This is a genomic window from Promicromonospora iranensis, assembly GCF_028994775.1.
Taxonomy (GTDB): domain Bacteria; phylum Actinomycetota; class Actinomycetes; order Actinomycetales; family Cellulomonadaceae; genus Promicromonospora; species Promicromonospora iranensis_A.
Genome location: NZ_JAJQMN010000004.1, coordinates 276850 through 289945, shown reverse-complemented (window position 1 = coordinate 289945; position 13096 = coordinate 276850). Strand labels below are relative to the sequence as shown.

Annotated in this window: 14 protein-coding genes; 10 read left to right on the top strand and 4 right to left on the bottom strand. The window is 72.9% G+C overall.

The annotated features are described in order from the left end of the window. Window positions 1–23: 23 nt before the first annotated feature. The 4 genes from LUU90_RS08985 (at window position 24) to LUU90_RS08970 (ending at window position 2983) form a co-directional block, all read left to right on the top strand. Complete coding sequence (locus tag LUU90_RS08985; protein WP_275003037.1) at window positions 24–1202, top strand: D-alanine--D-alanine ligase family protein; 1179 nt, start codon at window positions 24–26, stop codon at window positions 1200–1202. A gap of 75 nt (window positions 1203–1277) precedes the next feature. Beyond that, entirely contained in the window at window positions 1278–1808 is a 531-nt protein-coding gene (locus tag LUU90_RS08980; protein ID WP_275003036.1) for a DUF6232 family protein, read from the top strand. Between the two features lie 72 nt (window positions 1809–1880). Further along, window positions 1881–2258 (top strand): ArsR/SmtB family transcription factor, encoded by a 378-nt coding sequence (locus LUU90_RS08975; RefSeq protein WP_275003035.1) that lies wholly within the window; start codon window positions 1881–1883, stop codon window positions 2256–2258. Further along, on the top strand, window positions 2255–2983 hold the full coding sequence (locus tag LUU90_RS08970; protein WP_275003034.1) for a hypothetical protein: 729 nt from the start codon (window positions 2255–2257) through the stop codon (window positions 2981–2983). Before LUU90_RS08975 ends, LUU90_RS08970 begins: the two co-directional genes overlap by 4 nt. A gap of 29 nt (window positions 2984–3012) precedes the next feature. Here LUU90_RS08970 and LUU90_RS08965 read toward each other — a convergent pair whose 3' ends face one another. Both LUU90_RS08965 and LUU90_RS08960 read right to left on the bottom strand, forming a co-directional pair. Next, window positions 3013–3780, bottom strand: a complete 768-nt coding sequence (locus LUU90_RS08965; protein WP_275003033.1) for a TetR/AcrR family transcriptional regulator — start codon at window positions 3778–3780, stop codon at window positions 3013–3015. Beyond that, on the bottom strand, window positions 3777–4250 hold the full coding sequence (locus tag LUU90_RS08960) for a DUF3515 family protein (RefSeq protein ID WP_275003032.1): 474 nt from the start codon (window positions 4248–4250) through the stop codon (window positions 3777–3779). Before LUU90_RS08960 ends, LUU90_RS08965 begins: the two co-directional genes overlap by 4 nt. 119 nt (window positions 4251–4369) lie before the next feature. On the opposite strand from LUU90_RS08960, the gene LUU90_RS08955 reads away from it, so the two are divergent. Next, window positions 4370–5440, top strand: coding sequence for a thiamine-phosphate kinase (locus LUU90_RS08955; protein ID WP_275003030.1), 1071 nt, complete (start codon window positions 4370–4372; stop codon window positions 5438–5440). A gap of 53 nt (window positions 5441–5493) precedes the next feature. On the opposite strand, the gene LUU90_RS08950 is transcribed toward LUU90_RS08955, so the two are convergent. Then, window positions 5494–6009 (bottom strand): GNAT family N-acetyltransferase, encoded by a 516-nt coding sequence (locus LUU90_RS08950; protein ID WP_342469835.1) that lies wholly within the window; start codon window positions 6007–6009, stop codon window positions 5494–5496. Window positions 6010–6192: 183 nt separating this feature from the next. Then, window positions 6193–6390 (bottom strand): 50S ribosomal protein L28, encoded by a 198-nt coding sequence (gene rpmB, locus LUU90_RS08945; RefSeq protein WP_119143026.1) that lies wholly within the window; start codon window positions 6388–6390, stop codon window positions 6193–6195. 319 nt (window positions 6391–6709) lie between these two features. Between rpmB and LUU90_RS08940 the strand changes: the two genes are divergently transcribed. From LUU90_RS08940 to coaD, 5 genes are all read left to right on the top strand, one after another. Then, window positions 6710–8470: a DAK2 domain-containing protein gene (locus LUU90_RS08940; RefSeq protein WP_275003029.1), complete on the top strand. Its 1761-nt coding sequence runs from the start codon at window positions 6710–6712 to the stop codon at window positions 8468–8470. Next, window positions 8467–10728, top strand: a complete 2262-nt coding sequence (locus tag LUU90_RS08935; protein WP_275003027.1) for an ATP-dependent DNA helicase RecG — start codon at window positions 8467–8469, stop codon at window positions 10726–10728. Before LUU90_RS08940 ends, LUU90_RS08935 begins: the two co-directional genes overlap by 4 nt. Before the next feature lie 142 nt (window positions 10729–10870). Next, window positions 10871–11848, top strand: a complete 978-nt coding sequence (locus LUU90_RS08930) for an endonuclease/exonuclease/phosphatase family protein (RefSeq protein ID WP_275003026.1) — start codon at window positions 10871–10873, stop codon at window positions 11846–11848. A gap of 55 nt (window positions 11849–11903) precedes the next feature. After that, window positions 11904–12587 (top strand): 16S rRNA (guanine(966)-N(2))-methyltransferase RsmD, encoded by a 684-nt coding sequence (gene rsmD / locus LUU90_RS08925; RefSeq protein WP_275003024.1) that lies wholly within the window; start codon window positions 11904–11906, stop codon window positions 12585–12587. Next, window positions 12584–13090, top strand: coding sequence for a pantetheine-phosphate adenylyltransferase (gene coaD / locus LUU90_RS08920; RefSeq protein WP_275003023.1), 507 nt, complete (start codon window positions 12584–12586; stop codon window positions 13088–13090). The genes rsmD and coaD overlap by 4 nt, the downstream gene beginning before the upstream one ends. Window positions 13091–13096 lie beyond the last annotated feature (6 nt).

The window sequence follows — 13096 nt, the reverse complement described above, 5'->3', positions numbered from 1 at the left end:
CAGGTCCGGTAGGGTCGGGCGCGATGTCGCACCACACTGAACCAGCCTCCGCCGGGGATTCCACGAACCCCGAGCCGACGCCGGACGCTGCCCGCAAGACTCGCGTCGTGATCCTCTTCGGCGGACGCTCCGGCGAGCACGGGATCTCCGTCGCCACCGCCGGTGGCGTGATGGGCGCCATCGACCGCTCGAAGTACGAGGTGGTGCCCGTCGGCATCACCCCGAACGGGCAGTGGGTCATCGCCGCCGACGAGCCGGAGCGCTGGGCCATCACCGACGGCGTGGCGCCTGAGGTGCCGGCGTCGTCCGCCGAGGTGGTGCTGCCGCTGACCGTCGGCGACGCCGCGCTGCGGGTCCTCGAGCCGGGCCAGGTCCCGTCGGCGCTCGCCGACGTCGACGTGGTGTTCCCGCTGCTGCACGGCCCGTACGGCGAGGACGGCACCGTCCAGGGCCTGCTCGAGCTCGCCGACGCGCGCTACGTCGGTTCCGGCGTGCTCGCGTCCGCCGTCGGCATGGACAAGCACTTCATGAAGATGGTGTTCGCGGGCCAGGGCCTGCCGATCGGCCCGTACGCCGTGATCAGGCCGGGCGACTGGCCGGGCCGCCGCGACGTCGTCCTGCAGACGATCGAGCCCCTGGGACTCCCGCTGTTCGTCAAGCCGGCCCGCGCCGGCTCGTCCCTCGGTGTGTCCCGGGTGGACTCGCTGGACGACCTGGACGCCGCCGTCGAGGAGGCCCGCAGGCACGACCCCAAGGTGATCGTCGAGGCGGGCATCGCCGGCCGCGAGATCGAGTGCGCGGTCCTCGGCGGCCGCGGCGGGGAGCGCCCGCGGGCGTCCCTGCCGGGCGAGATCGTGGTCACCGACGAGACCAAGAACGGCTTCTACGACTACGAGGCCAAGTACTTCGACGAGTCGGCGGTGCAGCTCTCCTGCCCCGCCGACCTGCCCGACCACGTCATCAAGGAGATCCAGGAGATCGCCGTGCGGACGTTCGAGGCGATCGACGCCGAGGGGCTGGCCCGCGTCGACGTGTTCGTGACGCCCGACGACCAGGTGGTGGTCAACGAGATCAACACCATGCCGGGCTTCACTCCGTTCTCGATGTACCCGCGCATGTGGGCGGCCTCCGGCATGACCTATCCGGAGCTGATCGACGAGCTCGTCCAGCTCGCTCTCGAGCGGTCCACCGGCCTGCGCTGATCGCCTGTACTCTGCGTCTCACCACCGGTCCCCGCCACGAGAGGCATGGCCGGAAAGGGCGTCTGAGGAGGCACGATGTTCGGCGAGCCGCGCTACAAGTACGCCGCGCGCGAGGTGCGGGTCGCGAACGGGACGCTCACCATCGGGCTCACGACCTTCGCCCTGAGCAACGTCATGCGCGTCGAGGTGGTGGGCGTGGCGAGACCGCAGCCGATCGGCGCCTGGGCGAACCAGGTGGCCTACCCGTTCTGCATCGTCGCGGTGATCGTCCTGCTGCTCCGCATGGTGGGCGCCGACATCCCGTGGGAGGGCGCGCTCGCCATGGCCTGTGCTGGCCTCGGGTGGCCGACGGCGCGCGCCTGGCAGCAGACGCGGTTCTGGAAGCCGCTGTGGAAGTACCCGGTCTACGCCCTCCAGCTCGTCACCGCCACCCAGCACGTGCACCGCATCTGCGCGCACGACGACCGGCACCTCGCGGCGCTCGCGCATCTGCTGGCCGCGGCGATGAAGGATCCGTCGATCTCCTATCACGGGACGATCCAGCTGATCACGAACGCTGACTCGCTGCACACCCTGGAAGCCACCAGGGACTCGATGGTGCGCTGACCGCCGTCCGCCAGGTTCCGGGCCCAGGTAAAACCCTTGTGCCGTGACCTGTCGCGCAGCTACTATTTCGGTATGTCGCGAAATACCGAAGAACCGGGAGACGGGCTCTTCTCCGCCCTTGCCCATCGGGCGAGGCGAGAGATCCTGCGCTACCTGCGCGACAAGGACTACGTCCGGGCCGGTGACATCGGCGCCGCGCTGGGTATCGGTCCGTCGACGCTGTCCGGTCATCTCAAGGTCCTGCGCCAGGCCGGCCTGGTCGAGACCAGGCGCCGCGCGACCGAGGTCCAGTACCGGCTCCAGATGAGCCTGCTGGACGAGGCGATCGTCGCCCTGGCGGAGCTGCGCCGACCTCGGTCGTCGACGGCTGCGCCCGGCGGGATGTCCGAGACGGATGAGAGTGGCAACACCGCTGCGCACACGACCGCCACACAGGAGGGCACGCCATGACCGCGACCGGCTCCACCGAAGTTCCCCGGACCGACAGCCCGCCGCCTCCGTGGGTCATGGTCCCGTGGCCAGGCGCTGCAGTGGCGCTGGCTGCCGTCGTGATCATGATCGTGACGTCGGTCGTCGCGTGGCCGGAGATGGCGGTCGAGATCGTCACGCGTGAGGCCGACGGACGGCACGGCGAGAGCGTGGTGCACCGCGGGGTCACCGCCGTCGCCGCGCCGAGCATGTTGCTCGGGCTCACGGTCCTGTTCTCCGTGGGGCTGCGTGCGGATCATGAGCTGCTCAAGCGAACCCCCATGGCGCTGGACCGTTCGCCCGAACGGGTCCGGCAGGTGCTGAGCTGGACGCTCATGGGCCTGTCCGTGTTCATGGTGACGTTCCACCTCGGGCTGCTCTCCCTGCACACCGGGGACGGGTTCCCGTTCGAGAAGGCCGTCGCGGCCGCCGTGGGTCTGCTCATCGCCTGCCTCGGCGTGGCAGCGCCGTTGTTCGCCCCGGGCGGCCGGTACACCGGAGGGCTCGAGCGGTTCAGGGCCGCGCAGGGCAGGCTGTACCGCGGGGCAGGCATCGCCCTCGTCCTCGCGGGGGTCGCGACGGCCGTCGCCGCGGCCTTCGACCCCTGGGTGGCGATGGGCATCGCCGTGCTGTCCGTCGGCGCGGTCTTCGTCGTGGTCGGGCTTGCCGCGGCGCTCGCGGCGGCGCGGAGGCCGCCGGAGGACTGACGCCGGCGCGGGCGTGGGCCGCGGCCGGCTCAGCGCACGGTCGGGTGCGGCTCGAGGCCCATCGTGACCAGCAGCGAGGAGACCAGGTCCTCGTGGAGCGCCATGTGGTCGCCGAACGCGAACTCCTGGTGTCCGTAGACGGCCATGCACTGCAGCCCGTAGACCTGACGCCAGCTCGTCACCATGAGGTGGGCGACGCCGAGCGGCAGGTCGTGACCGCCCACCGCGTCGCGGTACCGGCGGACCTGGTCGGCCAGCTCGGGGGCGAGCTCGTCGTCGGCCGGGCGCGGGATACCCGCCGCCGCCAGGTCGCGGAAGAGGGGCACGTAGTGGCCGCCGACCATCTCGGCCATGCGGCGCTGCAGGGCGTGGCTGTCGGGGAGCTCCGCGCGGATGCCGGATCCGATGACGAGGTCGAACTCGGCCGGGTTGCTGACCGCCCAGTCGAGCGAGGTCCGGGTCGAGGCGACCAGGGCGGCCGCGATGTCGCCCGGCTCCTGCCGGGCCACCGCGGCGGCGAGCAGCTCCAGCACCTCCTCGACGATCAGCACGCAGAGCTGCGCGATGACGTCCTGCCGGTTCTCGAAGTGCCGGTACAGCGCGGGCGGCGTGACGCCGACCTCTTTCGCGATGGCGGCCATGGTGAGCTTGCTCAGGCCGTGCTGCCCGGCGAGCTGGTGCCGTGCGGCGTCGAGGACCTCACGCCGCAGCTCGTCGCGCAGCCGTTCGCGGCGCGACTGCACCGGGGCGGGTTCTGTCGCCGCCGCAGCCGGCGGCACTGATACAGCTGAGCTCACTGACACTCCTTCGTGGCAGGTACCTGCGTCACGGCGCCGGCGAGGTCGGCGATGAACGACGTCGAGTGGTCCTCGGTGACCGCCGGCGGAACGATCACCTCGACCGCGGGCTCGCGGCCGTAGGTGACGAATGACCAGGTACCCGCGTCATCAGTGGTGACGATCCAGTCGACGGTGGTCCCGTCCCCCGAGTCGACGTGCTGGCAGTCGGCTGCCGGTCCGACCTGGTCCACGCCGCAGCGCATGGTGACCGCCGCGCCCGGCTCGCCCCAGGCCGCCGTGGCCTGGGCGTCGGTCTTCAGCTTCGGCAGGTCGGCGCCGAGCTCGTCCGGCACGGCCAGCATGACCTCCGCGCACATCGGGTCGGAGGCATCCGGCGCCACCTCCACCCCGATCGTTCGAGCGCACCCACCGAGCACCAGGACGGCGAGAGCGGCGGTCGTTGCGGTCACGAATCGGGCGGGAAGCACGGAGATACGTTACCTGTCTCGGATAGTGCCCGTCCCCGATGCCCGTTTGCCACCGGTGTGCGGCTCGCGCACCGGACGGTATGCCGCGACCTGCCCGTGCTGGCCCTTAGGGTCTACCAGTGACCCGCGTCCGTGACCTCTCCGAGGAGCAGATCCTCGAACGCATCGTGCCCCTGCTGCCCCGGGGGAGTGCGACGCTGCTCGGGCCCGGTGACGACGCCGCGGTGCTCGCGGCCCCCGACGGCCGGTTCGTGGTCTCGACCGACGTGCTCGTCGAGGACCGCCACTTCCGTACCCGCTGGTCCACCGGGTACGACGTCGGACGGCGTGCCGCCGCGCAGAACCTCGCCGACATCGCCGCGATGGGTGCGCGACCGACCGGGCTGGTCACATCCCTCGTGGTGCCCGGCGACACCGAGCTGGACTGGGTGACGGGCCTCGCCAGGGGCCTGGCCGACGGCTGCGCGCCGGTCGGCGCGGGTGCCGTGGGCGGCGACCTGTCCGGCGGGCCGGTCCTGGTGGTGAGCATCACGGTGCACGGCGACCTGGAAGGACGCGCGCCGGTGCTGCGGTCGGGTGCGCGGCCCGGCGACGTCGTCGCGTACGCCGGGGTACGCGGGTGGTCGGCCGCCGGGCTGGCGCTCCTGGAGGCGGACCTGGTCCGCGTGCCGCTGCCCGCCGTCCCGCTGGAGGTCACCGACGGCGTGCTGCTCGAGGACGCGTGGGAGCGGCTCGTCGCCGCCTACCTCCGGCCGGACCCACCGCTCGCCGCCGGCGTCGCGGCAGCTCAGGCGGGTGCCACCTCGATGCTCGACCTGTCCGACGGTCTGCTGCGTGACGCCGGGCGGATCGCCCGCGCGAGCGGCGTGCGGCTCGACCTCGACACCGGGGCGTTCGCGAAGGACCGGGACGTGCTGCGTTCGGCAGCGCGGGCGGTCGCCGCGGCGACCGGGCTGGGCGATCCCGGCTGGGGGCCCGGGAACGCGGACATCGACGGACTCGTCGGCCGGTGGGTCTGGGCAGGGGGAGAGGACCACGGGCTGCTCGCCACGTTCCCGGCCGGTACTCGGCTGCCGGAGGACTGGACCGCCGTCGGCCAGGTGCACGAGGTCGGGGAGGCCGGACCGGTCGTCACGATCGGTGGCCAGGTGCAGGACGTCGGTCCGGGCTGGGACCACTTCCGGGTGTGACTCCGGGCCGGACGGCGAGATCGGCCGGTCACCCGACCGACCTCGTCCGTGCGCTACCGCCGCTTGCGGAAGCGGAGCTGCGTGAGCGGCTGGCCGCCGATGTCGTCGATGCGCTCGGTGCCGTCGTGCTGGAAGCCGTGCCGCCGGTAGAAGTGCTGGGCGCGATCGTTGCCCTGGAGGATCCAGAGGGACACGACGGTGCCGGGGGAGAGCCCGTCGAGCACCGTGCGCATCAGGTCGCGGGCCACACCGGTACCCCATACGCGGGGGTGCAGGTAGATGGCGTAGATCTCGAGGTCGCCGGGTTCGGCGTCCTCGTCGCGGCACGGGCCGACGCTCGTGAAGCCGACGGTGCCGGTCTCGTCCTCCGCGACGAGCACGGTGACGTCGCGAGCGTTCACGGCCGCGTTCCACCGCCCCGCCCGCTCGGAGACGTCGAGGGACTCCAGGTAGGAGTTGGACAGGATCTCCGAGTACGCACCACGCCAGGAGGCGATGTCGACACGAGCTATCGCTTCGGCGTCGGCCGTCGTTGCTGGGCGGATGGTCACATCTTCCGGTGCCATCATGGCTTCACCTTTTCACCCGGTGGTGCGCGGCGCAACCACTTCTTTGGGTCCGACTGAAGGCTACGGGAACGCCGAAGACGCCCGCCAGGTGTGAACCCGACGGGCGTCCTCGTCGAACGTTCTCATCGAACGTCTTCGTCAAGCATTGCGGGTCGCGTCAGCGACCCGGCTGCGGCAGCAGCGTCAGGCCGAGACCTTGCGCGTGACCTTGCCGGCCTTGAGGCAGGAGGTGCACACGTTGACGCGCTTGGGAGTCCCGCCCACGATCGCACGGACGCGCTGGATGTTCGGGTTCCAGCGGCGCTTGGTGCGGATGTGAGAGTGCGAAACTGAGTGCCCGAAACCCGGGCCCTTGCCGCAGACGTCGCAGTTGGCAGCCACGGTGTCTCCTGAATGTCGTGCACGCCTGTGCAGAAACGACAGCACGACGTGATGGATGGTCGAAAGGGGGAGCCTGGACACTTCAGAGCAATCAACGCTTCGTAGCGGACCAGGCAACTTCGACAGAGTACCCGATCGCGGGCCGGGCCCTCAAACCGTAGCCACCGGGTGCTGCGTCACATCACGGCCGGGGCCGTGAGCGTGCGGTGTGCGGTGTGCCTGTGGACGGCCGCACGCGAGCGGCCCGGCCGCTGGGTACGGTGGGATCCGTCCGGGCATCGCCCGGTCTGTTGTTCAGCCACGTGCAGGAGGGCAGAGCGTGACCGACGTCGACAGCGGCAGCCGGACGGCTGATTCTGGTCCGGAGCCGTTCCCGGCCGGCGTCCGTCTCGAGGACCCGGGGCTGGTGCGCGCATGGACCCGCGGTGCCACGGCGGCTCTGCGGCGGGAGCGCGAGGCGATCGACCGGGTCAACGTGTTCCCCGTGGCCGACGCCGACACCGGCACCAACCTCTACCTGACCCTCCGCGAGGGGGACCGGGCGGTCGCCGGCGCGCCCGCTGACGCGACCGGCCCGCAGCTGCTGGCGACGCTCGCCCGCGCGGCGCTGCTGGGCGCGTACGGGAACTCCGGCGTGATCCTGAGCGAGTGGCTGCGCGGCCTGGCGGTCGCCGCACGGCACGGCGGCGGACCGGCGGACCTGCTCGGCCGGGCGGCGACGTCGGCCCGGTCGGCGGTGGCACAGCCCGCCGAGGGCACGATCCTCACGGCGGCCGACGCCGCGGCGGCCGCGGCGCGTGCCGTCGAGAGCGGGTCGGCGCCGGACCTGGGCGTCGGCCAGGCGCACGACGGCGGGCTGCTGCCCGTGGTGACCGCCGCCGCGGACGCCGCACGCACCGCCGCCCGGGCCAGCCGGGACGAGCTCGACGACCTGCGCACGGCGGGCGTGCTCGACGCCGGGGCCCTGGGTCTGGTCCTCGTGCTGGACGCGCTCGTCGTCGCGGCGGCCGGAGTGTCAGAGGCGGACGGCAGCATGGAGTCCGTGAACCTGGACCAGCTGCTCGACCCCGCCTCGGTGCCGCTCGTGAGCGCCGCGGCTGCGTCCGGCGTGCCGGGGGCCGGTGCGCCGGCCGGCGAGGCCGCTGGTGCCGGGCTGCACGGTGCCGAGGCCGGTGCGGGCGCCCTGGAGCTCATGTTCGTGCTCACGAGACCGGTCGAGGCAGCGTCGGACACGGCGTCGGACACGGCGTCGGACACGGCGTCGGACAACGTGGCGGCCGGGCTGCGCGCCGCGCTCGGCGAGGTGGGCGACTCGGTGGTCGTGGTCGGCGGGGACGCCGGCACCGGAACCGGCGTCTGGCAGGCCCATGTCCACACCGACCATCTCGACCAGGCGCTCGCGATCGCGGCGGACGCGGCGGGTGCCGGCGCGCTCTCCCAGGTGCACGTGCGTCACCTCGAAGCCGTGGCGCAGCACCAGTGGGGCGTCGTCGCCGCGACGTCGGCCCCCGCGCTCACCGCGGAGCTCGCGCACGCGGGCGCCGTCGTCCTGCTCACGGGTGGACTCGGCAGCACGGTCGAGGAGCTGACGGTCGACGACGTGGGCCGCGTCGTCGCGTCGACCGGTGCCCGGCGGGTCCTGCTCCTCGGCGTGCCGGACGGGCCGGCGAACGCCACCTCCGCGCACGTCGACGTCGACGAGGTGGTCACCGTGCCGACTCCCACCGACGTCCACGCCGTCGTCGCCCTGGCCGCGCTCGGCACGTTGCTGCCGGTCGGCCTGCCGGACGAGCCGGGCGACACGCCCGCCACCGACGCCCGCACGATCGTGGACGAGGCGCTCGCGGGTCTGACCGTGACGACCGTGCGCGGCACCGGCGCCGTTGACGCCCTGCGTGCCGCGGCCGGGCCCGCGACCACCGTGGCGACCGTGCTGCTCGACGCCGACGCGCCGGACGACCTGCCCGACCGGCTCGCCGCCGCGCTCGCGGAGTGCGCTCCGGAGGCGGAGCTCGTCGTCCTGGCGACGGGCCGCCCGGGCGACGGGGTGTGCCTGGGCACGGAGGAGGAGCACGCATGACCGAGCGGGTGGACGAGCGCCTCGAGCGCGCCTTCGACAAGCGGACGGCGACCGCCCTGGGCAAGCTCGGGCTGGTGACCGTGGGCGATCTGCTGAACCACTACCCGCGCCGGTATGCCGACCCGGGTGCGCTCTCGGACATCGCGGCCCTCGAGGTGGGCGAGCACGTGACGATCCTGGCCCGCGTGGAGCAGGCGACGGTCCGCGCCATGCGCAACCGCAAGGGCGCGCTCATGGAGGTGGTGGTGACGGACGGGAACAGCCGCCTGTCCCTCACCTTCTTCGGCAAGCACCGCGGCTCGCTCTACAACCACGAGAAGCGACTGGTGCCGGGTGCACAAGGGCTGTTCACGGGAACGGTCGGCCTGTACCGGGGGACGCGGCAGCTCACCCACCCGGACTTCACGCTCATGGGGGAGGAGTCCGACCTCGACAGCGACGAGGCACTCCTGGAGCACGCGACCAAGCCCATCCCGATCTACCCCGCGGCCGCGGGCATCCCCAGCTGGAAGATCCAGGGCGCGCTGCGTGTCGTGCTCGACACGCTGACCGACGACGACGTGCCGGACCCTGTGCCGGACGAGGTGCGGGAGCGCCTGGGCCTGCCCGGTCGGGCGGCCGCCCTGCGCAGCCTGCACCGGCCGTCGACGCTCGACGAGGCCCACCGGGCCCGGCACCGGATGCGGTTCGACGAGGCGTTCGTGCTGCAGGTGGCGCTGGCCCAGCGCCGGGCACGCACCGCCACCGAGGACGCCACTGCCCGGCCGCCGCTGCCCACCGCTGAGCCCAGCCTGCTCGCGGACTTCGATGCGTCCCTGCCCTTCGTGCTCACCGACGGGCAGCGTGCGGTGGGCGACGAGATCGCCGCCGAGCTCGCCAGTCCGCGCCCGATGCACCGGCTGCTGCAGGGTGAGGTCGGCAGCGGCAAGACGGTGGTCGCGCTGCGCGCCATGCTCCAGGTGGTCGACGCCGGCGGTCAGGCCGCGCTGCTCGCGCCCACCGAGGTGCTCGCCGCGCAGCACGCCCGCACCCTGCGGGCCCTGCTCGGCCCCCTGGCCGAGGGCGGCACCCTCTTCGGGGCGGAGCGCACCGGCGCGAGCACCCGGGTGGCGCTGCTCACCGGCTCGCTCGGCGCGAAGGCGCGCAAGGAGGCCCTGCTGCAGGCAGCGAGCGGCGAGGCAGGCATCGTCGTGGGCACCCACGCGCTCCTCTCGGAGCAGGTGCAGTTCGCCGACCTCGGCCTCGTCGTGGTGGACGAGCAGCACCGCTTCGGCGTCGAGCAGCGGGACGCGCTGCGCGCCAAGGGCCGCGTGTCCCCGCACCTGCTGGTCATGACAGCCACACCGATCCCGCGCACCGTGGCGATGACCGTCTTCGGTGACCTGGAGACGTCGTCCCTCACCGAGGTGCCCGCGGGGCGCGCGGGCATCACCACGGTCGCCGTCCCCGCCCGGAACACCCGCTGGACCGACCGCACCTGGGCCCGCGTCCGCGAGGAGGTCGATGCCGGCCGCCGCGCCTACGTCGTCTGCGCGCGGATCCACCCGGACGAGGAGACCAAGGCGCCCGCCAAGGACTTCGACGACGTGCCGGAGTTCCTGGACCCGTCCGGCCCGGGTGCCGAGGGCGCCGCAGACCGACCGCCCCTGCGTGCCGTGCTCGAGGTGGTGGAGGAGCTGCGCTCGCGACCCGAGCTGGCGGGCGTCGAGATCGGGATGCTGCACGGGCAGCTGCCGGCCGACCAGAAGGAGGCCGAGATGGCGCGGTTCGCCTCCGGCGAGGCTCCGGTCCTGGTCGCCACCACCGTGATCGAGGTGGGCGTCGACGTCCCTGAGGCCACGGCGATGGTCATCTTCGACGCCGACCGGTTCGGCATCTCCCAGCTGCACCAGCTGCGCGGACGGGTGGGACGAGGCACCGACCCGGGCCTCTGCCTCCTGGTGTCCGACGCCGAGCCCGGCACGCCCGCCTTCGCCCGCCTGGAGGCGATGACCCAGACCACCGACGGCTTCAAGCTCGCCAACCTGGACCTGGAGCTGCGCAGCGAGGGCGACGTGCTCGGCGCCGCGCAGTCCGGCCGGACCAGCTCGCTGCGGCTCCTGCGGGTGGTCAAGGACGCCGGCCTCATCGAGGAGGCGCGCACCGCGGCGGTCGACGTCGTGCAGGCTTCCCCCGACCTGACGGAGTTCCCGGAGCTCGCGAAGGCGATCCGCGCGCAGCTCGACGAGGACCAGGAGGAGTTCCTGGAGCGGGCCTGAGCTGCTTCGGAGCTGCTTAGGAGCTGCTTCCCCAACTGCTGCCGGTGGCACCCAGGCCGTTCGGCAGGGTGAAATCAAACGCGGGTGAAAGGGATGACCTGCTCCTTACGCGCGAAACGTACAACCGATAGAGTCCCCGCCGATGACGGTCGACGCGAAGCACGCGATCCATACCGGCGGGCCGGCAAAGACTGCGTGGCAGCGCGGGAGGCTGCTGACGCTCGGCTCCGTGCTGATTGCCGTCCTGCTCGTGGGGCACGAGTTCGTGCCGAATCGTTGGGGAAACCTCGGCAGTCTCATCGAGACGTTCCTGCCGTGGCTCGGCCTGGCGGTGCCGCTCGGCATCCTGGCGGCGCTGCTGCGGCGATCGGCGCTCGCGATCCTCGCGGTCCTGCTGCCGCTCGCGGCCTGGATCTGGGTCTTCCTGCCGCAGGTGCGGCCGACGGAGCCGGCGCCCAGCGACCTGACGGTGGTGCAGCACAACGTCAGTGACACCAACACCGACGTCGCGGGCACCGCGGAGGTGCTCCTCGCCGCCGAGCCGGACGTCGTGACGCTCACCGAGGTCTCGGAGGCGACCGCCGAGGAGTACACGCAGGCGTTGGGCGAGGCCCTGCCGCACCACGAGACGCAGGGCACGGTCGGCGTCTGGTCCAGGTTCCCGCTCAAGGGCGCCACCGCCGTGGACATCCGGCCCGAGGGCGTGGACGCCTCCTGGGACCGGTGCGTGCGTGTGGTGATCCAGCGGGAGGGGGCCGCGGTCGTGCTGTTCGCTGCGCATCTGCCGTCGGTCCGGTTCGGGAGCGGCGGCTTCGAGACGGAGTTGCGCAACGCGAGCGCGCTCGTGCTGGCGGACGCAATCAACGCCGAGAAGAACGACACGGTGATCGTCGCGGGCGACCTGAACGCGGTGCTGGAGGACGGTGCGATCGCGCCGCTGACCAACCTCGTCACCGCCCCGACGGCCGGCTTCGAGTTCACCTACCCCGAGACCTTCCCGGTCGCCCAGATCGATCACGTCCTCGCGCGGGGTGCCACCGTGACGGAGGTGCGCGCCCTGGGCAGCACGGGCAGCGACCACCTGCCGGTCGTCGCGCGCGTCGACACCCCGTGGTCCTAGCCGTGGCCCGAGCCGCGCACGCCGTGCGGCTCGGCCGGCGGGTTAGGCTCGCGGCGTGACCAGGATCGTCGCGGGCTCAGTGGGCGGACGCACCATCGCGGTGCCGGCCAAGGGCACCCGCCCCACGAGCGACCGCGTCCGCGAGGCGATCTTCTCCCGCCTGGAGCACCTCGGTGTGCTCGACGGTGCCCGCGTGCTCGACCTCTACGCCGGCTCGGGGGCGCTCGGGCTGGAGGCCGCCAGCCGGGGCGCCGTCGCCGTGACCCTCGTGGACAGCGCGCGGCCCGCAGCGGACGTCGCGCGCAGGAACGTCGCAGGGCTGGGGCTGACCGGGGTGCGGGTCGCCACCGAGACGGCCGAGCGGTTCGCGGCCTCGCTGGCGGCCAGGGGCGTGCGTCCCGAGACCGGTGCGGCCGCCCGCGCGACCGCCGGCACCACGGCGGCCCTGGACCTCGTCTTCCTCGACCCGCCCTACGACCTCGACGAGGAGTCGCTCGCTGTCGTGCTGACGCACCTCGCGACGCCGGGCGTCCTCGCCGACGGCGCGGTGGTGGTCGTCGAGCGGTCCATCCGCACGCCCGAACCCGCCTGGCCCGAAGGCCTCGCCCCGTTCGCACGCAAGGACTACGGGGAGACGGCGGTCTACTACGCGGAGCCGTCGGACCCGGAACCGTCGGACTCGGAGCCGTCGGACCCAGAACCGTCGGACCCAGGGCCGTCGGATAGCGTGGACGCGTGACCACAGTCGTCTGCCCCGGGTCGTTCGACCCCATCACCCTCGGCCACCTCGACATCGTGCGCCGCGCCGCCTCGATGTTCGACGACGTGGTGGTCGGCATCGCCAAGAACCCCGGGAAGTCCGGCCTGCTCGACCTGGAGACGCGCGCGGAGCTCGTGCGGGCGGCCGTGTTCACCGTCGCCCAGACCGAACCGGCGATGTCGCGGGTGCGGGTCGCCGTCGTGCCGGGGCTGCTGGTGGACTTCTGCCGTGAGGTCGAAGCGGTCGCCGTCGTGAAGGGCCTGCGCGGGGGCGGCGACTTCGACGCGGAGCAGCCGATGGCGCTCATGAACCGGCACCTGTCGGGCGTCGAGACGATCTTCCTGCCGGGCGACCAGCGCTACGCGCACGTCGCGTCATCGCTGGTGAAGGACATCGTGCGGCACGGCGGACCGGTCGACGACCTGGTGCCGGCGGGTGTCGTCGCGGCGTTGCGGTCCGCGCTGGGACAGCCGGCGGGCTAGCCCGTG

Bases quoted from the DNA above. Each gene is read 5' to 3' on its own strand.
- LUU90_RS08935 (WP_275003027.1), top strand. From the start codon at position 8,467: ATGACCGAGCGGGTGGACGAGCGCCTCGAGCGCGCCTTCGACAAGCGG.
- LUU90_RS08980 (WP_275003036.1), top strand. From the start codon at position 1,278: ATGTTCGGCGAGCCGCGCTACAAGTACGCCGCGCGCGAGGTGCGGGTC.
- LUU90_RS08950 (WP_342469835.1), bottom strand. From the start codon at position 6,009: ATGATGGCACCGGAAGATGTGACCATCCGCCCAGCAACGACGGCCGAC.
- LUU90_RS08975 (WP_275003035.1), top strand. From the start codon at position 1,881: ATGTCGCGAAATACCGAAGAACCGGGAGACGGGCTCTTCTCCGCCCTT.
- LUU90_RS08970 (WP_275003034.1), top strand. From the start codon at position 2,255: ATGACCGCGACCGGCTCCACCGAAGTTCCCCGGACCGACAGCCCGCCG.
- LUU90_RS08930 (WP_275003026.1), top strand. From the start codon at position 10,871: ATGACGGTCGACGCGAAGCACGCGATCCATACCGGCGGGCCGGCAAAG.
- LUU90_RS08985 (WP_275003037.1), top strand. From the start codon at position 24: ATGTCGCACCACACTGAACCAGCCTCCGCCGGGGATTCCACGAACCCC.